This is a genomic window from Streptomyces sp. NPDC057616 (assembly GCF_042800575.1).
GTDB lineage: Bacteria > Actinomycetota > Actinomycetes > Streptomycetales > Streptomycetaceae > Streptomyces.
The window spans coordinates 46,709-67,927 of record NZ_JBHVGU010000019.1 but is presented as its reverse complement, the minus strand read 5'-3'; the positions used below and the strand labels follow the sequence as shown (position 1 = coordinate 67,927).

Annotated in this window: 20 protein-coding genes; 3 read left to right on the top strand and 17 right to left on the bottom strand. The window is 73.5% G+C overall.

From position 1 onward, the window contains the following. From ACFU97_RS24110 to ACFU97_RS24070, 9 genes are all read right to left on the bottom strand, one after another. Positions 1–780, bottom strand: a complete 780-nt coding sequence (locus ACFU97_RS24110; RefSeq protein ID WP_384259952.1) for an exodeoxyribonuclease III — start codon at positions 778–780, stop codon at positions 1–3. A gap of 51 nt (positions 781–831) precedes the next feature. Next, complete coding sequence (locus ACFU97_RS24105; RefSeq protein WP_384259950.1) at positions 832–1,467, bottom strand: MBL fold metallo-hydrolase; 636 nt, start codon at positions 1,465–1,467, stop codon at positions 832–834. A gap of 26 nt (positions 1,468–1,493) precedes the next feature. Next, a complete protein-coding gene (locus ACFU97_RS24100; RefSeq protein ID WP_384259948.1) occupies positions 1,494–2,795 on the bottom strand; it encodes an alpha/beta fold hydrolase in 1,302 nt (433 codons plus the stop codon). Positions 2,796–2,898: 103 nt separating this feature from the next. Then, positions 2,899–3,888 carry a hypothetical protein gene (locus ACFU97_RS24095; RefSeq protein ID WP_384259945.1) on the bottom strand — a complete coding sequence of 330 codons (990 nt, stop codon included), beginning with the start codon at positions 3,886–3,888 and terminating at the stop codon, positions 2,899–2,901. 144 nt (positions 3,889–4,032) lie between these two features. After that, positions 4,033–6,069 (bottom strand): SWIM zinc finger family protein, encoded by a 2,037-nt coding sequence (locus tag ACFU97_RS24090; protein WP_384259943.1) that lies wholly within the window; start codon positions 6,067–6,069, stop codon positions 4,033–4,035. Further along, on the bottom strand, positions 6,066–8,891 hold the full coding sequence (locus tag ACFU97_RS24085) for an SNF2-related protein (RefSeq protein ID WP_384259940.1): 2,826 nt from the start codon (positions 8,889–8,891) through the stop codon (positions 6,066–6,068). Before ACFU97_RS24085 ends, ACFU97_RS24090 begins: the two co-directional genes overlap by 4 nt. 100 nt (positions 8,892–8,991) lie before the next feature. Then, a complete protein-coding gene (locus ACFU97_RS24080) occupies positions 8,992–9,570 on the bottom strand; it encodes a sugar kinase (RefSeq protein ID WP_384259938.1) in 579 nt (192 codons plus the stop codon). After that, entirely contained in the window at positions 9,567–10,715 is a 1,149-nt protein-coding gene (locus tag ACFU97_RS24075) for an ROK family glucokinase (RefSeq protein ID WP_384260218.1), read from the bottom strand. Before ACFU97_RS24075 ends, ACFU97_RS24080 begins: the two co-directional genes overlap by 4 nt. Before the next feature lie 185 nt (positions 10,716–10,900). Beyond that, positions 10,901–11,638 (bottom strand): GntR family transcriptional regulator, encoded by a 738-nt coding sequence (locus ACFU97_RS24070; protein WP_384260215.1) that lies wholly within the window; start codon positions 11,636–11,638, stop codon positions 10,901–10,903. 129 nt (positions 11,639–11,767) lie between these two features. On the opposite strand from ACFU97_RS24070, the gene ACFU97_RS24065 reads away from it, so the two are divergent. Continuing rightward, entirely contained in the window at positions 11,768–12,790 is a 1,023-nt protein-coding gene (locus ACFU97_RS24065) for a Gfo/Idh/MocA family oxidoreductase (protein WP_384259935.1), read from the top strand. Here the strand turns inward: ACFU97_RS24065 and ACFU97_RS24060 are convergent. The 4 genes from ACFU97_RS24060 to ACFU97_RS24045 all read right to left on the bottom strand — a co-directional run bounded on the left by ACFU97_RS24060 (position 12,783) and on the right by ACFU97_RS24045 (position 16,552). Continuing rightward, positions 12,783–13,283 (bottom strand): hypothetical protein, encoded by a 501-nt coding sequence (locus tag ACFU97_RS24060; protein WP_384259933.1) that lies wholly within the window; start codon positions 13,281–13,283, stop codon positions 12,783–12,785. The two genes, ACFU97_RS24065 and ACFU97_RS24060, sit on opposite strands and share 8 nt — an antisense overlap. A 35-nt stretch (positions 13,284–13,318) precedes the next feature. Beyond that, positions 13,319–14,503, bottom strand: a complete 1,185-nt coding sequence (locus ACFU97_RS24055) for a cytochrome P450 (protein ID WP_384259930.1) — start codon at positions 14,501–14,503, stop codon at positions 13,319–13,321. Between the two features lie 70 nt (positions 14,504–14,573). Then, positions 14,574–15,254 (bottom strand): response regulator, encoded by a 681-nt coding sequence (locus ACFU97_RS24050; RefSeq protein WP_384259927.1) that lies wholly within the window; start codon positions 15,252–15,254, stop codon positions 14,574–14,576. 50 nt (positions 15,255–15,304) lie between these two features. Then, complete coding sequence (locus ACFU97_RS24045) at positions 15,305–16,552, bottom strand: sensor histidine kinase (RefSeq protein WP_384259924.1); 1,248 nt, start codon at positions 16,550–16,552, stop codon at positions 15,305–15,307. Positions 16,553–16,731: 179 nt separating this feature from the next. Between ACFU97_RS24045 and ACFU97_RS24040 the strand changes: the two genes are divergently transcribed. Next, positions 16,732–16,932 carry a hypothetical protein gene (locus ACFU97_RS24040; protein WP_384259922.1) on the top strand — a complete coding sequence of 67 codons (201 nt, stop codon included), beginning with the start codon at positions 16,732–16,734 and terminating at the stop codon, positions 16,930–16,932. Positions 16,933–16,990: 58 nt separating this feature from the next. Here ACFU97_RS24040 and ACFU97_RS24035 read toward each other — a convergent pair whose 3' ends face one another. The 3 genes from ACFU97_RS24035 to ACFU97_RS24025 all read right to left on the bottom strand — a co-directional run bounded on the left by ACFU97_RS24035 (position 16,991) and on the right by ACFU97_RS24025 (position 19,028). Beyond that, positions 16,991–17,395 (bottom strand): ribonuclease domain-containing protein, encoded by a 405-nt coding sequence (locus ACFU97_RS24035; protein WP_384259919.1) that lies wholly within the window; start codon positions 17,393–17,395, stop codon positions 16,991–16,993. 123 nt (positions 17,396–17,518) lie between these two features. Beyond that, on the bottom strand, positions 17,519–18,130 hold the full coding sequence (locus ACFU97_RS24030) for a dihydrofolate reductase family protein (RefSeq protein ID WP_384259917.1): 612 nt from the start codon (positions 18,128–18,130) through the stop codon (positions 17,519–17,521). A gap of 88 nt (positions 18,131–18,218) precedes the next feature. Further along, the gene (locus ACFU97_RS24025; protein WP_384259914.1) at positions 18,219–19,028 is read right to left on the bottom strand and encodes an AIM24 family protein; all 810 of its coding nucleotides are present in this window, start codon (positions 19,026–19,028) and stop codon (positions 18,219–18,221) included. 138 nt (positions 19,029–19,166) lie between these two features. Between ACFU97_RS24025 and ACFU97_RS24020 the strand changes: the two genes are divergently transcribed. Further along, complete coding sequence (locus ACFU97_RS24020; RefSeq protein ID WP_384259911.1) at positions 19,167–19,913, top strand: SDR family NAD(P)-dependent oxidoreductase; 747 nt, start codon at positions 19,167–19,169, stop codon at positions 19,911–19,913. Positions 19,914–20,065: 152 nt separating this feature from the next. On the opposite strand, the gene alc is transcribed toward ACFU97_RS24020, so the two are convergent. Further along, a complete protein-coding gene (alc, locus tag ACFU97_RS24015) occupies positions 20,066–21,181 on the bottom strand; it encodes an allantoicase (protein ID WP_384259908.1) in 1,116 nt (371 codons plus the stop codon). Positions 21,182–21,219 lie beyond the last annotated feature (38 nt).

The following is a 21,219-nucleotide window of genomic DNA, read 5'->3' as shown; positions in this document are numbered from 1 at the left end:
CTAGACGTCCAGGTCGACTACGACCGGCGCGTGGTCCGAGGCGCCCTTGCCCTTGCGCTCCTCGCGGTCCACGTAGGCGTCGGTGACCGCCTTGGCGAACGGTTCGTTGCCGTAGACCAGGTCGATGCGCATGCCGCGGTTCTTGGGGAAGCCGAGCTGGCGGTAGTCCCAGTAGGTGAAGGGGTGGTCGTACTTGAGGGGGCGCGGGACGACGTCCGTCAGGCCCGTCTCGCGCAGTGCCGCCAGGGCGGCGCGCTCGGCCGGGGTGACGTGGGTGAGTCCCTCGAAGGCGGCCCGGTCGAAGACGTCGTCGTCCGTCGGCGCGACGTTGTAGTCGCCCAGCACCGCGAAGGGGCGGCTGCCGGCCGCGTCGCCCGCGACGGCGGCCTTCAGCGCCTCGAACCACTGGAGCTTGTAGGCGTAGTGCGGGTGGTCCACCTCGCGGCCGTTGGGCACGTAGACCGACCAGACGCGGACCGGGCCGCAGGTCGCGGAGAGGGCGCGGGGCTCCACCCCGCCCTCGTAACCGGGGTCGCCGGGCAGGCCCTTGACGACGTCCTTCAGGCCGACGCGGGAGAGCACCGCCACGCCGTTCCACCGGCCGGTCGCGTTCACCGCCGCCTCGTAGCCCGCCTCGCGCAGCTGGTCGAACGGGAACTGCTCCTCGGCCAGCTTGGCCTCCTGGAGGCAGAGCACGTCCGTGTTGCTGCTCTCCAGCCAGGCCAGGAGCCGCGGCAGGCGGGCGGTGATCGAGTTCACGTTCCAGGTCGCGATGCGCATGCCCCACAACCTACCGGGCGGGTCCGACAACGCGGTCCCGCCCGGGTCCGGTCACAGGTCCGCCGAGGCTCCCGGGGCCAGCCGCAGGTGCTCCGCACCGCCCAGCGCGCCGACCTGGCGGTCGTAGATCGGCCGGGCGAGATCGGTGAGCAGGGCGTCGTGGATGTCGTAGGCGCGCTGCGGCTTGACCTCGCGGACGTAGTCGATGACCTCGGAGATCTTGTTCCAGGGGGCCATCACCGGGAGCATCAGCGTCTCGACCGGATGGCCGGGGACGGTGAGCGCGTCGCCGGGGTGGAAGACGCTGCCGCCGTCGACGAGGAAGCCGACGTTCGTGATGCGCGGGATGTCCGGGTGGATGACGGCGTGCAGCTCGCCGTGGACCTGGACCTCGAAGCCGGCCGCGGTGAACGTGTCGCCGTGCCCGACGGTGTGCACACGGCCCGGGAACGCGGCCGAGATCTGGTCCGCGACGGACTTCAGGGTCCAGATCTCGGCGGCCGGGTCCGCCTCCATGGCCGCCCGCAGCCGTCCCTCGTCGAAGTGGTCGGGATGCTCGTGGGTGACGAGGATCGCCTCGGCGCCGATCGCGGCGTCCTCCTCGCTGAATCCGCCGGGGTCGAGGACGAGCGTGCGCCCGTCCTTCTCGAGCCGGACGCAGCTGTGCGACTTCTTCGTGAGCTTCATGACTCCCATCGTGCCCCTTCGCGGGGTCACTCGGTGGGCGTCGTCTCCTCTCTTATGACCTGCTGGGCCACCTTGAAGGCGCCGCCGGCCGCCGGGATGCCGCAGTAGACGGCCGCCTGCAGCAGCACCTCCTTGATCTCGGCGGGCGTCAGGCCGTTGCGCAGGGCGGCGCGGATGTGCGACGCGAGCTCGTCCGTGTGGCCGCCGGCGACCAGGGCGGTGAGCGTCACGCAGCTGCGGGAGCGCCGGTCGAGGCCGGGACGGTCCCAGATCTCGCCCCACGCGTACCGCGTCACGAGCTCCTGGAAGTCGCCGGAGAACTCGTCCGCCTGCGCCAGCGTCTGGTCGACGTGCGCGTCGCCGAGCACCTCGCGGCGCACCTTGATCCCGGTGTCGTAGGGGTCGGGCCGGCCCGACAGCTGCCCGGGCACGATCACCGGGGGCGCGATCTCGGCGACGGGCGCGGGCTGCGGAGAAGTGGCGACCAGCACCGGCTTGAGGGGCGGGGCGGGGATGGCCATCTGGCCGGTGTCCGCGTCGTAGGCGGCCTTCCAGGGCGAGGAGAAGTGCCGGACCAGCAGGTCGGTGACGGCGGCCGGCTGCTCGACGGGCACCAGGTGGGAGGCGCCCGGGACGACGGCGAGGCGGGCGTCGGGGACGCCGGCCACCAGGGTGCGGGCCTCCGCGGGCCCGGTCACCCGGTCCTCGGAGCCGACCAGGACGAGGGTCGGCACCCCGACACCGCCGAGCTGGGACCGTACGTCGAACGAGGCCAGCGCCTCGCAGGCGGCGATGTAGCAGCCGGGGTCCGTGGTGCGCACCATCTGCACGGCCCAGTCGGTGATCGCGGGCTGCGCGGCGGCGAAGCCGTGGGTGAACCAGCGGTCGGGCGAGCTGCGGGCGATGGGGTCGAGGCCGTTGGTGCGTACGATCACCCCGCGCTGGCGGAACTCGTCCGCCGTGCCGAACCGCGGTGAGGTGGCGATCAGCGCCAGCGAGGCGATCCGGTCGGGGTGGCGCAGCGCCAGTTCGAGGCCGACCGCGCCGCCGAGCGCGCAGCCCGCGTAGCCGAAGCGGTGGACGCCGACCGCGTCCAGCGTCGCCAGCAGCCGGGTGGTGATGTCGTCGACCGAGCCGACCGGGTACGCGGGCGCGCCGCCGTGGCCGGGCAGGTCGAAGCGGAAGACGCGCCAGTGCTTCGTCAGCTCGGGCACCTGGCGGTCCCACATGTGCCAGGTCGTACCGAGCGAGGGACCGAGGATGAGGACCGGGGCGTCTTCCGGGCCGTCGAAGCGGTACTGGAGGGCAGGGGTCTTCGTCTCGTTCACCGCTCCACGCTAACCGCCCGTTCCGGCCCTCCGGATGTGGGGCCCCACGTCCTTACACCTGACTCCCGCGGATCATCGGCGAACCCTCACACCACCTTCACCGTCAGGCGCGGAGGGTGACCCCGAACCGGTTCTTCATCCGGTGCAGCTCCCACAGCGCCACGGCCGTCACCGACAGCGGGCCGCCGAGCATGGAGCAGTACTGGACGGCGGGCGGCCCCTCCGGCAGGCCGTCGCCGATCGCGTTGAAGACCGCGAACACCCACACCAGCGCCATGGTGATCACAGGCGGCAGCATCGGGTGGACCTGGGCGGTGTTGAAGGCGCTGCGGGCCGCGTAGAGCGACGCGAGGACGAAGAAGGGGATGCCCCAGAAGATCAGGACCATCCCGACGACCGCGAGCACGTAGTTCAGCCAGTTCGACCGGTCCTGCGTCACGCTCGCGGAGATCCCCCACAGGCCCCCGGCGAGGACGGCCAGGGTCAGCACGTACCAACCGACCGCCTTGAGCGGGGCACCGAGGCGGGAGCGCAGGTGCGGCCGCAGGTGCGAGGGCGCGTAGTAGATGAAGCCGAGGATGACCAGGGGCCCGGCGACCAGCAGCAGGACCGGGGCGACGAGCATCTGGGCGGCGCCGCCGTAGGCCGCGTCCGACCAGCGGTCCGGGTTCGCGTTGTAGACGAAGACGATGGCCACCGTGGCGGCGGCACCGAGCACCGTGCGGGCCACCTGGACGCGGTCCACGGTCCGGTCGACGATCCGGCCTTCGCCCTCCTGCACGAACAGCCGGGTGGCGACGCGGTGCGCGGAGCGCAGGACGGCGGCGACGAGCCAGAACGGCGAGACGAAGCGCAGACAGCCGCCGCGGCTCGCGACGGGTACCCGACGGGTGGGCCGAGGGCCGTAGGGGTACGGGTTCGGGTACGGCCCCGGATGCGGAGGGGGCGGGCCGTAGGGGCCGCCGCCCTGCGGGGGTCCGTAGGGGTTGCCCTGCGGGGGTCCGTACGGCCCGCCGCCCCAGCCCTGGCCTCCCGGGCCGTTGCCGCCAGGCTGTCCCGGACCGTTTCCCGGCCCCCATCCCCCCGTAGCCATACCGCTCTCCCCGTTCGACTTCGGCCCGTTGCTGTGTGTGTCCTGTGGTGCCACCGCGGAGTGTAGTGGCACGGCGGGTGACTCAGGCCGCGTCCGTCGACGGCCGCACCGCCTCGTTCGTCGCGCCCCGTACGTGCATACCCGTCAGCCCTCCGGCGAAGCACCCAGGCCGGTCAGGGCACCGACCGGATCGAGGTCGGGGGTGCCGCGGGGCCACCAGTCGTCGTGGCCGGGTTCCGACTCGTACGCGTACCACAACCCGTCGCGTCCCAGGCGGAGTTGGACGTGGCCGCGGGGGTGGGTGAGGTGGTTGCGCCACGGGCGGAAGGCCGGCAGGTCGGCGGCGAGCAGGAGCGGGCGGGCGCGGTCGAAGCGTCCGGCCGGCGGGTCCCAGGGCTCCTCCAGCACGGCGAGGCCTTCGATGCCGCCCTGCCGCCAGGCGGCGACCGCGCGGGCCAGTTCGCCGGGGGTGCGGTCCGCGGCGGAGGCGAGCGAGGCGTACAGCGAACGGGAGCCGGCGGTGAGTCCGGAGCCGGGCCGGGCCGCGGCCAGCCGGACCGCGTCCTGCCACAGCGTCAGCTCCGCCACCGGATCGCGGCCGGTGGTCAGCAGCGCGTGGGCGCGGGCAGCGGCGTCGGTCGCCAGCTGGTCCAGCGCGAACGGGTCGGGACCGCCTGGCGCCGCCGGGTAGACCGGAGGCTGCCCGGGGTGTGCGGGTACCGGCAACGGCGCGGGAAGGGGTGGGAGTTGGCCTCGCGTGAGCACGTCCGTGGCACGCACGCCCGGGAGCGGCGCGGGTGCCTGCTCCCGGGCGGCGCGGGCCGCCCGGGTGGCGTTCAACCGGGACAGGGCGTCGAGCAGCTCGCGCTCGCCGCGGCCGCGCAGCAGGAGCAGCACGAAGGGGTCGGCGTCGAGCAGACGGGCCGTCTGGTAGCAGAGCGCGGCGGCGTGTTTGCAGGGGTGGCCGCGGTCGGGGCAGCTGCAGTGGGGGTCGAGGTCGCGGGGTCCCGGCAGCAGCGGCACTCCGCAGTCGGCGAGGGACTGGGGCAGCTCCTTGTCGAGCAGGGCCGCGATGTCCGCAGGGCGCTCGGCGGCGGTGTCCAGGAACCGCGCCCAGTCGGCGTGCTCCAGCGTGCGCAGCCGCACCTGCACGCGGTACGGGCGCGGGCGGCTGCCCTGCACGTAGGCGAGCACGAGTCCGGGCGTCACGGTGATGGCGTCCACGTTGCCCTGCTCGGCGTAACTCCGGCCCCGCGCCAGTCGCTTGGCGTCCAGGGCGCCCTCCTCCAGCGCCGTGACCCAGGCGTTGCCCCACCAGGTCGCGGCGAACCGGGTGTCGCCCACGGAGTCAGCGGTCCGGGACGGGAACGCCGGGAACGTACGCCGCAGTTCGCCGTCGCGGCCGGGGGCGGCCATCGACGACGTGCGCGTGGGCGCGGGGTCGGGATCGGGGTCCGGCCGGTGGGGCTCGTGGGCGGGGGCAGGGGGGCGAGCGGGACCGGTTCCCTGCCCGCGGCGTGCCACGTCCTCGTGAGCGCCGTCCTCGTGTGTTTCGTCCGGTCCGGCCGCCTCGTCGGGCATACGGAAGGCGTCGGCCACCAACTCCCGTATGCCGCGCGCCTGGAGGCCGGGCGTACGGCGGCCGGGAACGCCCCGGGTCCTGTCGGCTGCCTGACGCCGCGGCGGGCGCACGGCCTCCTCCCGTGCGCGCAGCGACTCCGCCCGCGCGGCCCGCAGCGCCTCGCGCGCGACGTCACCGGGACGCGCCGCGGCCGGGTCGGCCGGCCCGGGGCGGTGCTCCTCCTCCCCCGGCTCCGGGGCCTTCTCGTCCGGCGTCTCGCTCGGCGGCACCGAAGCGCTCCTGCGGCGAAGCGCCGCACGGGCGGCGTCTCCGGGCCGCGGCTCCGGGGGTACGGGGGATGCGAGGGGTTCGGGCGGCTCGGCTTCATCGCGCGCGTCGGGTTCGTCGGGCGCGCCGGTTGCGGCGGGGGCGGCGGGAGCGCCGGGAGCCTTGGGCGTGTCGGGCGCATCAGTCAGGCCGCGTGCGTCGGACGCCTCGGACGCCCCGGGCACGGCAGTCGCCTCCCCGGCGTCGGAGGCCGGCTTCTGCTGGGCGGCGCCCTCCCGCTCCCGCGCCTCCCGCAGGGCCCGGCGGGCCTCGTCGGCCGGGCCCGGACTCATGCCGGTCTCCGCAGCGACACCAGGTCGGAGAGCTCACGGTCGGTCAGCTCCGTGAGGGCCGTCTCGCCGGAGCCGAGGATCGCGTCGGCCAACGCCCGCTTGGCCTCCAGCATTTCGGCGATACGGTCCTCGACCGTGCCCTCGGTGATGAGGCGGTGCACCTGGACCGGCTGGGTCTGGCCGATGCGGTAGGCGCGGTCGGTGGCCTGCTCCTCGACGGCCGGGTTCCACCAGCGGTCGAAGTGGACGACGTGCCCCGCGCGGGTGAGGTTCAGGCCGGTGCCGGCCGCTTTCAGGGAGAGCACCAGCACCGGTGTCGCGCCGCTCTGGAAGCGGTCCACCATGCGCTCGCGCTCCACCACCGGCGTGCCGCCGTGCAGCAGGTCCACCGGGACGGCGCGGGAGGCCAGATGGGCGGCGATCAGCCGGGCCATGCCGACGTACTGCGTGAAGACGAGCGCCGAGCCGTCCTCCGCGAGGAGCGTGTCCAGCAGCTCGTCGAGCAGCGCCAGTTTGCCGGAGCGGGCGAGCAGGCGGCCGTCGGCGGCGGCCTCCTCCTTCAGATACAGCGCCGGGTGGTCGCAGATCTGCTTCAGCGCGCCGAGCAGCTTCAGCACCAGGCCGCGGCGCGCGATGCCCTCCGAGGTCTCGATGGCGTACATCGACTCGCGCACCACCGCCTCGTACAGGGCCGCCTGTTCGCGGGTGAGGGGCACCGGGTGGTCCGTCTCGGTCTTGGGCGGCAGCTCGGGCACGATGCCGGGGTCGGACTTCTTGCGGCGCAGCAGGAAGGGCCGGACCAGACGGGCCAGCCGGTGCACGGCCTCCTCGTCCTCGCCGTTCTCCACCGCGCGTGCGTGGCGGGCGCGGAAGGACTTCAGCGGGCCAAGGAGGCCCGGGGTGGTCCAGTCGAGCAGGGCCCACAGCTCGGAGAGGTTGTTCTCCACAGGGGTGCCGGTGAGCGCCACGCGCGCCGGGGAGGGGATCGTGCGCAGGGCTTTCGCCGTCGCGGAGTACGGGTTCTTCACGTGCTGCGCCTCGTCCGCGACGACCATGCCCCAGTGCTGCTCGGCCAGTCGCGGCGCCGTGGTCCGCATCGTGCCGTACGTCGTCAGGACGAAGCCGCCGGTCAGATCGTCCAGCGTGCGGTCCGGGCCGTGGAAGCGGCGCACGGGGACGCCGGGTGCGAAGCGGCCGATCTCCCGCTGCCAGTTGCCGAGCAGCGAGGCGGGGCAGACCACCAGGGTCGGTTCGCGGCGGGCGCGCTTGAGGTGCAGCGCGATGACGGTGATGGTCTTGCCGAGGCCCATGTCGTCGGCGAGGCAGCCGCCGAGGCCCAGGGAGGTCATGAGGTCCAGCCAGGCCAGGCCCCGGAGTTGGTAGTCGCGCAGGGTCGCCCGCAGGCCGGCCGGGGGCTCGGCGGGAGCGACGCCCGCGGTGAGCCGGTCGCGGAGGCCGGCCAGGGCGCCGACCGGGACGGCCTCGACCGTCTCGCCGTCCACCTCCGCGCTGCCGCTGAGCGCGACCGAGAGCGCGTCCACCGGGTCGAGCAGGCCGAGTTCCCGCTTGCGGGCCTTGCGGACGAGGGCGGGGTCGACCAGCACCCAGCGGTCCCTCAGCCGCACGACCGGGCGGTGCGCCTCCGCGAGGGAGTCCATCTCGGCCTCGCTGAGCGGATCGCCGCCGATCGCCAACTGCCAGCGGAACTGCAGGAGTTCCTCGCTGTCGAAGAAGGCGGTGCCGTCCGTCGCGGAGCCCGGTGCGGGCCGGACCACGGCGGTCGCGCTCAGGTCCTGGGCGAGGTCGCGGGGCCAGTGCACGGCGACCCCGGCGGCCGCGAGCCGGGTCGCCGCGACACCGAGCAGATCGCCCAGCTCCTCGTCGTACAGCGGCAGGACGTCGGGCACGTCCTGCTCGGAGAGCCGGTCGAGCGGCGGCCAGATCCGCGCCGCTCGCCGCACGGCGAGGGCCGCGTCGACGCGCGCGCGGGGCCCGAACGCCGCGTCCGCCTCGCCTGCCCACAGGGCCGCCGCGTCGGCGACCAGGGTGGGGTCGGCGAGGCTGTGCACCTGGACGATCGCGGCGCCCGCGGTACGCACCCCCTCGCCCCGGTCGAACAACTCGTAGGCCGACAGGTCGAGCCGGAGCGAGATGCGCACGCCCGCGTCCATGCCGGCGGCGACCTCGGCGGCCCAGTCCTGGGCGTCGGGCAGCCGCTGCGGGCGGCGGTCCGCGAAGGGCCGGCCGGACGCGTGCGGTGCGGCGGGGGTGCGCGGGAGGGTGTCCGCGACCGCGTCCAGGAAGGCGCGCATCAGCGCCTCCGGCTCGGGCAGCCGCAGCGGGCCCGGTCCGGGCAGTGGGACGGCATGGCCCTCGTACGGAAGGGCCGCGGCGACGGCGCGGACATGCGCGATGTCGTCCGGGTCCAGGGGGCCGGCCCGCCAGGCGTCGTGGCCGGTGGCCGTCAGGCCGGGCAGCAGGCGGCCGCGCGCGGTGAGCCGCAGCGCGTGCAGGGCCGCCGCGCCCCAGCAGGCGGTGGCGGGGTGGGCGGCGGGGTCGCGCCGGGCGCGGACGAGGTGGGGCAGGGCCTCGCCGACCGTGAGCGACAGCGCCGGGGCGGTCCTGCGCCGCACGCCCGAGCCGTGCGGCCGCACCAGGGTGAGCTCGGTGTCCCCGGCGGGCAGCGGACCGCCGTCGGGGTCCCAGAAGGCGAACCGGCCGTCCCTCGGCAGGGGCGCGGGCAGGAAGACGGCCGCGAGCCGGACGGGCACGGACACCTCCGCGCTCCCCTCGCGCTCGGCCGGCGCAGTGGTGTCGCCCATACGACCTGTCACCTCCCGCCCGTGAATCGGATCAGACGTCTTCGACTCTACGGGCGGGGTCCGACAATCGGCTCCGGCGACGGCGCCGGGGCGGGGCCGCCTAGGGAACCGTGCGGGAGACGACGTAGATGAACGGGTTGTTCCTGTTCCCCATGCTCACCATGACGTCCTGGGTCGGCTTCGGTCCCTTCTGCTTGTGGACCAGGCCGTACCAGGGACCCGGGCTGGTGAAGTCCCAGCCGGTGATCTTCTGGTCGCGGGCGCCGATGGTGACGAGGCCCTTCCTCAGGTCGGACCGCGTGACGCCCAGGTCGTTCAGGAAGACGTCCAGGTTGGCCTTCGGGGTCTGGAACTGGACGTAGAGCCGGCTGGTCTTCCAGTTGTTGGTCTCGTAGGCCGCGACCTTGCCCGACGGGTGCGGCATCGGCACCTGGTAGAGGCGGCGCTGCACCTTCGACGGCCAGCCCTTGGTGAGGCCGGTCGCCGCGTACTTGGCCTCCTTGTCCTTGCCGCTGTTGCGGCTCTGGTTGGCGGAGATCGCCAGGTAGCCGGCCGGGATGCCGATGAGCAGCACGATGATGAGCAGGGTGAGCGCGCGGCGGCGGATCTTGTGGCGGCGGTCCTCGGGCGGCCGCTGCCCGTCCGAGGGTTCGGACTGGTGCGGCAGGGAGGCCGTCATGCGCTGTCCCGCTGGGACCGGCGGGCCTCCGTGTAGCGGGCGTAGCGCTCGTGCCGCTCGACGCGGCGCCGGTTGGCGCGGCGGAAGCGGCGGGCGACCAGCCGGGCCAGGTCGGCGGCGCCCACCATGCCGGCCTCGGGGCCGAGCTGGGCGCGGACGATACGGGCCTCGGGGCGGTAGCCGCGGCCGGTGAGCTGGCGCTTGAACGCGTCGCGCGCGGGGGCGATCAGCAGGTCGTCGGCCGCGGACACCCCGCCGCCGATGACGAAGCAGGACGGGTCGAGGGCGGCGGCGAGGTTGGCGATGCCGACGCCGAGCCACTGGCCGATGTCCTGGAGGAGCTCTATGCACATCGCGTCGCCCTCGCGGGCCAGCTCCGTGATCATCGGGCCGGTGATGTCGCCGATCTGCCCCTTGACGTGCTCGATGATCCCGTACGCCACCGGGGAGTCGGCGGCGGCCAGCTCCTTGGCCTCGCGGACCAGCGCGTTGCCGGAGCTGTACTGCTCCCAGCAGCCGCGGTTGCCGCACGGGCAGCGGTGGCCGCCGGGCACGACCTGCATATGGCCGAACTCACCCGCGACGCCGTACTTGCCCCGCTTGACCTGGCCGTCCTCCAGGATCGCGCCGCCGATGCCGGTACCCAGCGTGATCATGACCAGGTGGTCCTCGCCGCGGCCGGCGCCGAAGCGCCACTCGGCCCAGGCGGCGGAGTTGGCGTCGTTGTCCACCAGGACGGGCACGGCGAGGCGGCCCGCGAGGCGGTCGCGCAGCGGCTCGTTGCGCCAGGACAGGTGGGGGGCGAACAGGACGCGGTTGCGGTCGGCGTCGACCCAGCCGGCCGCGCCGATGCCCACCGCGTGCACGTCGTGCCGGTCGGACAGGTCCAGCACCAGCTCGACGATGGTGTCCTCGACGACCTTGGGGCTCTTGGACTTGTCCGGCGTCTCCGTGCGGACCTTCTCCAGGATGTTGCCGTCGGCGTCCACGACGCCGGCCATCACCTTGGTGCCGCCGATGTCGATGCCCACCGTCGGCACCCGGGGCGCGGTCAGGTGGGAGCGGCGCTCCCTCGTGCCGACCGTGCGCAGGGCCGGGGCGCGGCGGGAGCCTATGGGCGCGGTGAAGTTGCCGTAGGTGCTCATCAAGGCCCGATTCTGCCGCACGCGTACCGGCTGTGCCGAATCCGGCGGCGGGATCGGGGCCGCGGAAGGGGGTGCGGGTGCGGTGCCGGGTGCGGGTTGTCTTGGGTTGATCGCGCGGTTTCCCGCGCCCCTTGACCGTGTTGCATTGTCCGGACGTCATGACGAATCGCACACGGCTGCGACCGTCACGGCCTCACGAGCAGCTGGAACTCGAACGAATAGCGCGACGGGCGGTACGTGTGCGTGCCGTACTCGACCGCTCGGCCCGTGTCGTCGAAGGTGACGCGCTGCATGGTGAGCAGCGGGGCGCCCTCGGGCTCGGCGAGGCGCTCGGCCTCGGCGGCGGTCGCCGCGCGGGCGCCGATGGTCTGGCGAGCACTGTGCAGGGTGATCCCGACGGCGCGCATCATCCGGTACAGGCCGGTGGCCTCCAGCTGTTCGGTGTCCAGGTCGAGCAGGCCGGGCGGGATGAAGTTGCACAGGTGGGCCATCGGCTCGCCGTGTGCCAGGCGCAGCCGCTCGACGCGGTGCACGTCGCTGTCCTCGGCGACGTTGAGTGCGGCCGCGACCTCGGCGGTCGCCGGGACGACCGTGTTGACCAGCACCCGGGTCGCGGGGCGCTGCCCGGCCGCCTCCAGGTCGTCGTAGAGGCTGGAGAGCTCCAGGGGGCGCTTGACCTGGCTGTGCACGACCTGCGTGCCGACGCCGCGGCGGCGCACCAGCAGGCCCTTGTCGACGAGCGACTGGATGGCCTGGCGGACGGTGGGCCGGGACAGGCCGAGCCGGGCGGCCAGCTCGATCTCGTTGCCCAGCAGGCTGCCGGGCGTGAGCGCGCCGTGCTCGATCGCGGCCTCCAGCTGCTGGGAGAGCTGGAAGTACAGGGGCACCGGTGAGCTCCGGTCCACACTGAGGTCGAGCGACACGGTGGGGTCCACTTCTGGTTTCGGCACGGGGCGAGCGTAGCTCCAGGCGTTGTTGACGGGAAGTTGTGTAGTTCGATTGTCCTGACATATGCATTGACAGCGTACGCACGGAACCCTCACTTTGTTTCCATGCGCATCGGGGTCATCGGTACGGGGCGGATCGGCGCCATTCATGCGAACACCCTCAGCCGTCATCGCGACGTGGGGTCCCTGATCCTCACGGACGTCGATCCGGCGCGGGCCCAGGAGCTCGCCCGCAGGCTCGGGGAGACGGCGGCGCCCGGGGTGGACGAGATCTTCCGCTGGGGCGTGGACGCCGTGGTGATCACCACCGCCACCGCGGCCCATGCCGAACTGATCGGTCGGGCAGCACGGTCGGGGCTCCCGGTGTTCTGCGAGAAGCCCATCGCGCTCGATCTGCCGGGCACGCTGCACGCCATCGGCGAGGTCGAGGCGGCCGGGACCATCCTGCAGATGGGGTTCCAGCGCCGCTTCGACACGGGTTACCAGGGGGCCCGGGACGCGGTGCTCTCGGGCCGGCTCGGGCGGCTGCACACCGTACGGGCCCTCACGTCCGACCAGAGCGCTCCCCCGCCCGCGTGGCTGCCGCTCTCCGGCGGACTGTACCGGGACACGCTGATCCACGACTTCGACGTGCTGCGCTGGGTGACCGGGCGCGAGGTCGTCGACGTGTACGCCGCCGGGTCCGACGCGGGACCCGCGATGTTCCGGGAGGCGGGCGACGTGGACACCGGCGCCGCGCTCCTCACGCTCGACGACGGCACGCTCGCCACCGCCACGGCGACGCGGCTCAACGGCGCCGGCTACGACGTCCGCATGGAGCTGGCCGGGGAGCTCGACCAGATCGTGGTGGGCCTGGACGACCGCACGCCGATCGCCTCCACCGAACCGACCGGACCGCCCGCCGCGGACAAGCCGTGGACCGGCTTCCTGGAGCGCTTCGGGCCCGCCTACGAGGCCGAGCTGGGCGCCTTCGTCGAGGTCGTGATGGGGCTGCGGGCCAATCCGTGCGACGGGCGCGAGGCGCTGCAGGCGCTGCGGATCGCCGAAGCGTGCGAGGTCTCCCGACGGGAGCGCAGACCGGTGGCCCTCGCGGAGATCCCGGGGCGCGCCGAGACCGCGTTCAGGTGAGCAGGCGCACGGCGGGCGCGGTGGTGTCCGTGGCCATCACCGCGTCGCAGTGGGCGCAGCGCAGTGCACAGGGCCGGACCAGGTTGGTCTGGACGCTGTTCTTGCCGGGCTCCTTGGTCTTCGGGCAGTAGTAGCCGATGTGCAGGCGCACCCAGGGGTGGCTGGTGGGCGCCTGGCCGCGCCGGCCGTCGCGCGCGTCCTCGAAGGGCGACCACCAGAAGTCGACGAGGGCCCGCAGCGCCAGCCGGTCCTTGCCGGACGTCGTGTCGTACGCGGCGATCCGGCCCGCCGTGTAGTGGCGCTGGAAACCGCTGCGGCTGCCCGAGCACAGGGCCCGCTCCGCGCCGCGCTCGAAGACCGTGGTGCGGCCGGTCCGCTCGCAGATGAAGCAGTCCACGCTGAACTCCAGCTTGGAACGCCAGTGCAGATTGTGGAAGTTGTCGCCGCCCAGCTCTCCCGTCAGCTCGGCGGTGATCTCCGCGGTGCGCAGCACGTCTTCCCCCCTGAATGCCTGTGGATCAGGGTGTTCTACCAGCGCACCGGCAGACTGCGCACCCCTCGCATCAGCATGCCGGGCAGCCACTCGCCGGGCGGGCCGTCGAGGGCGAGGCCGGGGGCGCGCGCCAGCAGGGTGCGCAGCGCCGTACGGGCTTCGAGGCGGGCCAGGGGCGCGCCCAGGCAGTAGTGGACGCCGTGGCCGAAGGCGAGGTGGCCGCGGGTGTCGCGGCGCAGGTCGAAGCGGTCGGGGTCGGGGTAGCGCAGCGTGTCGCGGTCGGCGGCGGTGAGGCCGATCATCACCGCGTCGCCGCGCTCGATCGCCGTGCCGCCGATCTCCAGGGGCTCGGCGGCGAACCTGAACGTGGCGTTCTCCACCGGTCCTTCGTGGCGCAGCGTCTCCTCCACCGCCCGGTCGACCAGGCTCATGTCGGCCCGCAGGGCGGCGAGTTGGTCCGGGTGGCGGAGCAGGGAGAGGACGCCGCTGCTGATGAGGTTGACCGTCGTCTCGTGGCCCGCGACGAGCAGCACGAAGGCCATGCCGCGCAGTTCGCCCGCGGAGAGCCGGTCCCCGTCCTCGGCGGTGGTGCGGATCAGGTCGCTGAGCAGGTCGTCGCCCGGTCCGGCGCACCGCTTGTCCTCGATGAGCTCGGTGAGACAGGCGGCGAGGCGCACGAACGCGTCGTGCTCGCTGTCCGCGCCGGTCGGCGCGACCGCCTCGGTGGACATCGCGCGAAACGCCGTACGGTCCATCTCGGGCACGCCGAGCAGCTCGCAGATGACGGTGATGGGCAGCGGGTAGGCGAACGACTCCACGAGGTCGGCGCGGCCCAGCGGCAGCATGACGTCGAGCAGCTCGTCGGCGATCTCCTGGACGCGCGGCCGCAGTTGCTCCACGCAGCGCATGGTGAAGGCCCGTGAGACCAGGGCGCGCAGGCGCGTGTGCTGCGGCGGGTCGGTGCCCAGCAGGTACTTGCCGATCAGTTCCTCGTCCAGGAACACCATGCCGATCTTGTCGGCGTCCTTGGACAGCCGCGGGTCGGCGAGGGCGGCGCGCGCCTCCTCGTACCCGACGACGAGCCAGGTCTCGTGGTGCTGGTCGGGCACCGGCAGCCGCACCCGGTGCACCGGGCCGCGCTCGCGCAGCCGCGCGTACACGGGATGCGGGTCCGTGCGGAACCCGTCGCCGAACTCCCCCAGGTCGATCGCTTCGGCCATGCCTGCCCCGTCCCGCCCCGTCCCCCGCCGGGTTTCCTCCCGGTGCAGGGACAACGCGCGGCGGGTGCCGCTAGTGCCCGTCCGCCCCCGGTTCCTCCAGCAGGCCCGCGTCGTAGGCCAACAGGGCGATCTGCACACGGTTGTTGAGGTCGAGCTTGGCCAGGATGCGGGAGACGTGGGTCTTGACGGTGGCGACGCTCATGAAGAGCGTCGCGGCGATCTCGGCGTTGGCCAGGCCGCGGCCGACCGCGACGGCGACCTCGCGCTCACGGTCGTTGAGCGCGCCGATGCGCACGCGCGCGTGCGTGCGGCGGGTGTCGGCGGAGTTGCCCACCGCGTGCTCCACCAACTGCCGTGTGACGGTGGGCGACAGCACGGGATCGCCGTCCGCGACCCGGCGCACCGCGTCGACGATCTCGGCCGGCGGCGTGTCCTTGAGGACGAACCCGGCGGCGCCCGCGCGCAGGGCGCGCAACACCTGCTCGTCGGCGTGGAAGGTGGTGAGGACCACGACCTGGGGGGCGTCCTTGCGGCCCCGCAGCCGCTCGGTGGCGGTGAGGCCGTCCACCGACGGCATCCGGATGTCCATGAGGACCACGTCCGGGCGGGTGCGGTCGACCAGTGCCTCGACCTCGGTGCCGTCGGCGGCCTCCCCGACGATCTCGATGTCGTCGGCCCCGCCCATCATCAGGGACAGGCCCGCCCGCACCAGGGGGTCGTCGTCCACGAGGAGCACTCTGATCGCAGTCATGGGCCTTACGTAATCACGGCCGGCGGGTCCGCCGTGCGCGGGTCGCGGCATCACCACGGCAGCCAGGCGCGCACCCGGAACCCCCCGTCGGCGTCCGGCCCGTGGTCCAGCCGGCCGCCGGCGAGCGTGGCCCGTTCGGTGAGCCCGATCAGGCCCTGCCCGGAGCCGGGGACGGCGGGCACGTCACCCTCCGGGGCGGGGTTGCGGACGTCCACCACGAGGCCGTCGCCCGGGCTGCCGGTGACGGAGACGGTGACCTCCGTGCCGGGGGCGTGCTTGCGGGCGTTGGTCAGGGCCTCCTGGGCGATGCGGTACGCGGTGCGGCCGACGGAGGAGGGGACGTCGGCGGGGTCGCTGACGCGGCTCGCGAGGGTCACCTTCATGCCGGCCTCGCGGCACTCGGCGACCAGCGCGTCCAGCGCGGCGAGCGTCGGCTGCGGGCGGCCCGCGTCGTCGGGCTCGCCCGCGCGCAGGACGCCGATGATCTCCCGCAGGTCCTGCAATGCCTCGTGGGCGCTCTCGCGGATGACGCCGGCCGCCCGCGCGATCTCCTCCCGGGGCGCGTCGGGCCGGAACTCCAGGGCGCCCGCGTGCACGCTGAGCAGGGTCAGGCGGTGCGCGAGGACGTCGTGCATCTCGCGGGCGATGGCCTCGCGGGCCAGCCGCTGCGCCTGCTCGGCGCGCAGTTGCGCCTCCGTCTCGGCCCGCCGGGCGCGCTCGCGCAGGCTCATCATGAGCTGCCGCTTGGAGCGCACGAACATGCCCCAGCCGATGACGGTGAGGGTGGCCAGCTCCGTGAAGGCGACGGCTCCCGCGTACGGCAGGTCGGGGTCCGGGCGCAGCCAGAACTGCAGCGGGATCTGCACGATCGCGATGCCGCCGATCCAGGCGACGTAGCGGAAGGGCCGGTGCACGGCGAGGGTGAACAGGACGACGGCGCCGGCGCCGCCCGCGGTGTTCGACACCAGGCCGACGGGGATCATCGCGATGGCGAGCCCGAGCGGCCAGCGGCGGCGCAGCCACACCGCGGCGCAGGCCAGCGCGCCGAGCAGCTGGTCGACGACGGCGAGGGCGTGCGGGGTGTGGGGGTCGTTGCTCAGGGTGTCGGCGGCCGCGAGGCCGAGCGCGACGGCGAGCAGGAAGCAGGTGAAGTCGACGACCCAGTCGCGCGCGGTGCGCCGGGGCCGCCGTCCGGTCCGCTCCGCGTCGGGGTCGAGCTCGTGCAGCAGGGCCGAGGGGAACAGCCATCTGCGCCCTATGACCGCCGCCGCGGCCGGCGTCGCCTTGTCCTTGCTCACGGTCGACAAATCTACGCAGGAATGCCCGCCGTCACCGCTCCGCGCGGGGCATCGCCGACCAAAGTCGCACCGCCGGAGACTTTCGGCGCGGGTCCCCTGCGGGGCAGGGGACTTACGGCGGGCACGACTCGCCCCGCGGCCGATGTCCGTGGGGGGACCGCGGGGCGAGGCTCGTGGCCATGAAGCAGCTGCTGGAGGTACTCGGTTTCGTCGCCCTGGTGCAGGGCGTGCTGGGCCTGGTGCACGAGTTCACCGACTGGCATGTCGGCCTCGTGCAGCGGCTCGGCTTCCTCGACGGCTACGGGGTCTACGCGAGCGTCACGCTGGTGGTGCTGGCGTTCGCGCTGTTCGCCGCCGCGGAGAGCCGGAAGTCCGGCTGACTGCGGACCGGACTTCCGGCTGATGGCGCCGTTCCTGGTGCCGAGCGGGGGAAGTCGCTCAGCAGTCGAAGTCGATCAGGTCGAACGTGGCGTAGTGGTCGGACGTGTAGTAGTCCTCCTGGGCCTGCTCACCGGTGACGATCCGGCGGGCGCCGCGGGTGGAGGAGCCCGGCGTCTTGACCGTGTACTCGTGGTAGTAGCCGGACGACTGGCTGGGCAGCACGCCCTCCCGGTTCGAGAAGACGGTGCCGTCCTGCTCGTACGGGTAGGGGCCGCCCTGCGCGATCAGGTCCAGGGTGTCGTGCGCCTGTGAGGGGAGGGCGCCGTAGCAGATGCTGCCGACCGAGGCGGCGGAGGCCACGGAGGCGTCCGCCGTGCCCGCGGAGACGGTGCCGCCCACGAGGAGGGCGGACAGGAGCGCTGCCGCGGCGCCGATACGAGTGGTGCGTGGGGGGATACTCATGGGTTCATGATGACGCGCGTAGACAGTGGCATGTCAATGACAAGCCCGGAGATTTTCCTTTGACGTCCGATGAGTTTTCCGCGCGTTAACCTGCCCACGGCCGCCTCACAGGACGTCGCCGGATCACGCGTACGAGCCGTATTCCGGGCGTCCCGCCTGCTCGTACGTCTGGATGGACACGCCCGTGGAGGTGATGCTCCCGCCCGCGCGCCGGAACCGGGTCGGCAGGGCGCCCTCCGCGAAGAAGCGCAGGCCCGTGCCGAGCACCACCGGGAACGTCAGCAGATGAAGCGTGTCGACGAGGCCGAGCGCCAGCAGGGACTGGACGAGGGCGCCGCTGCCGTGCACCTGGAGCTCGCCGTCGATGCGCTCCTTGAGGGCGGTGACCTCCTTGGCGAGGTCGCCGCCGAGCACGGTGGTGCCCGCCCATCCGGGGTCGGTGAGGGTGGACGAGGCGACGTACTTCGGCAGGCCGTTCAGTTTGGCGGCGACCGGGTCGCCCGGGTCGGTCATGTTCGGCCAGTACGAGGCGAAGATGTCGTACGTACGGCGGCCGAGGAGGAACGCGCCCGGGCGGCCGAAGACCTCGGTGACGAACCGTCCGAAGTCGTCGTCGCCGAACGGGAAACTCCAGCCGCCGTGCTCGAAGCCGCCGCGGGTGTCCTCCTGGGGACCACCGGGTGCCTGGTAGACGCCGTCGAGGGTGACGAAGATCGTGGAGACGAGCTTGCCCATGGCGGGTGTGCCTTCCTGAAGCGATGTCTGCTGCCATCACCTCAGACCCCGACGGGGCCCGCAACTCATCGGCGGGCCGTGCGGCCGCTCATCCCGAGTGGGTGGAGAACAGCCCGCCCGTCGGGCCCTGCTTGTCGCCGCCCTGCGCCTTGCGCAGGGCGTTGGCGAGGCTCTCGATGGTGAGGGACTGCAGGATCACCCGGCCGTTGCCCTCCAGGGTGGCGAGCGAGAGGCCCTCGCCGCCGAAGACGGCGTTCATGAGGCCCTGGCGGTTGAGGCCGCCGACGCGCTGGACGCCGTACTGGATGCCCTCCTCGAAGGCGACGACGCAGCCCGTGTCGACCTCGATGCGGCCGCCGAAGTCGGCCGGGTTCAGGTCGATGAAGTTGCCCGCGCCCGCGATGATCACCGTGCCGCGGCCGGTGAACTTCTCCAGGACGAAGCCCTCGCCGCCGCTCATGCCGGTGCGGCCGCCCTGGAAGGCGATGCCGAAGTCGACGGTGGACTCGGCCGCGACGAAGGCGTCCTTCTCGGCGAACCACGCGCGTGTGCCGTCGAGTTCGAGGGCGCGCATCTCACCGGGGAGCACGCCCGCGAAGCCGACGGTCCCCTCGCCGCCCTGGGCGCTGAAGTACTGGAACGCCAGCGACTCGCCCGCGAGCATGCGCTGGCCGGCCTGCATGGCCGTGCCCATGGCCTGGCGGAGCATGCCGCCCATGCCGCCTCCGCCGCCCTGCGGGGACCCGCCGTTCGACGGGCCCGACAGACGGGTCTCCATGGTCACGTTCGTCGTCTTGAAGAGGAACTTCCCCGCCTCGCAGTACACGCTCTGGCCGGGGTTCAGGTTGACGACCGCCATCTGCATGGCGTTGCCGACGATCTCTTGCTGAAGGGTCACGAGGGGAGAACGCGAAAGGTGGAGCAAAGAGTTCCGGCCCGAACCTGTGCGTTCCGGCCACCCGGTGTGTTCCGGCCACCCGACGTCGGTGTCCGTCCGCCGCCGGCGTTCGCGGGCGGCGGCGGCTGGGATGGAGCCATGACGACGACGTACGGAACACTCGACGGCAAGGTCGCCCTGGTCACCGGCGGCAGCCGCGGCATCGGGGCGGCGACGGCGGTGCGGCTCGCCCGGGAGGGCGCGGACGTGGCCCTGACCTATGTGAACGGCAAGGAGGCGGCGCAGGACGTCGTACGGCGGATCGAGGCGCTGGGGCGCCGGGCGGTGGCCCTGCGCGCGGACGCCGCGGACGCGGACGAGGCGGCGGGCGCGGTCGGGCGTGCCGTGGAGTCGCTGGGCGGGCTCGACGTGCTGGTGAACAACGCGGGCGTGGGTGTGCTCGGCCCGCTGGAGGGGCTCTCGCTCGCCGACGTCGACCGGGTGCTGGCGGTGAACGTCCGCGGCGTGTTCCTGACGTCCCAGGCGGCGGCAGCGCGGATGCCGGCCGGCGGGCGGATCGTGACCGTCGGCACCTGCATGACGCAGCGGGTGCCGGGGCCGGGCGGGACGCTGTACGCGACGAGCAAGGCGGCGCTGGTCGGCCTGACGAAGGCGCTCGCGCGCGAGCTCGGGGCCCGCGGGATCACCGCGAACATCGTGCACCCCGGGCCGACGGACACCGACATGAATCCCGCGGACGGGCCGTACGCTCCGGACCAGGCGGCGATGACGGCGCTGGGGCGGTTCGGGACGGCCGAGGAGGTGGCGGACACGGTCGCGTACCTGGCGAGCGCGGACTACGTCACCGGGGCGGAGTTCGCGGTGGACGGCGGCCACGCGGCCTGAGCCTCCGTCGGGCCGGCCGGTGGGTGCGGGTGCGTCGCGCCCCGCGTCCCTGGGGGCTCCGCCCCCAGACCCCCCTCGGCCTGAACGGCCTCGTCCTCGATCGCCGGACGGGCTGAAGGATCGGGGCCCGTCCGGCGATCGAGGAGTTCGGGTCAGCCGCCCAGTTCCTGGTGCCTGGCCGCGAGGCCCGTCGCGCCGGGCTCCGTCAGGGAGCCGTACAGGCGCAGACGGGAGATGCCGCCGTCGGGGTAGATGTCCACGCGCGCGTGCGTGCCGACGGCCGGGGCCGTCAGGACGAAGCGGTGGTTGGTGTCGGGCTGGAGGCGGGTGCGCGGCAGGACCTCGCGCCACTCGCCGCTCTCGCCGTCCTTCACCGAGACCGACGCCCAGCCCGCGCTGTTGCCCTTCAGATACGCCGTGTCGATCTCGACGGCGCGGATCTCGGCCTGGGCCGCGAGGCCGTAGCGGATCCAGTCGTTGCCCTGGTCGCGCCGGCGGCGGGTCTCCCAGCCGTCGTCCATCTTGCGGGAGCGGCCCGGCTGGATGGTGTTGGTGGCCGGGGAGTAGAAGAGGTTGGAGGCGTCCTCGACCCGGCCGCCGTTCTCCAGGGCGACCACGTCGAACGTGCCGAGGGTACGCAGCCACCGCGGGTCCGGTACGACCTCGCCGTACACGCGCAGGCGCGCGATGCCGCCGTCGGGATGCTGGTTGACGCGCAGGTGCGTGAAGCGCTGCTCGGCCGAGACGGCGAAGCCGTTGGCCGCGTGGCCGCCGACCGGGGTACGCGGCACCAGCGTCGTCCACTTCACGTCGTCCCCGAGGAGCTCCTCGGGCGAGGGCGAGCCGGGCACGGAGGTGGCCTCGACCGACACCGCCTGCGGGTAGTTGCCGCGGAAGTGGGCCGTGTCGACGACGATCCCGCGGATCACACCGGGCGCGCCGAGGCGGACCAGCGCCCAGTCGTGGTCGTCGGCGGTCGGCCAGGGGTGGCCGGCGGAGGCACCGCGGCGGCGGCGCGTCTCCCACCCGTCCATGACCTTGCCCTTGTGCCCGAAGTGCTCGGGGTCGAACACGGCCGGCTCGGGCACCAGCAGGTTCTCCCGCTGGGCGAAGAACTCGTCGTTGGCGGCGATGACACCGGCGCCGAGCTGCCGGTCGGCGAGGTTGGCGTACTGGGTGAAGGGGAAGTCGGCGGTGCGGTAGTCCGCGTACGGGTCGCCGCCTCCATAAGGGTTCGCGTCACCGGTGAAACTCGGTATCGCCGTCACGTCGTTCCTTTCTTTCTCGTCGTACTCGCCGCTGCGGT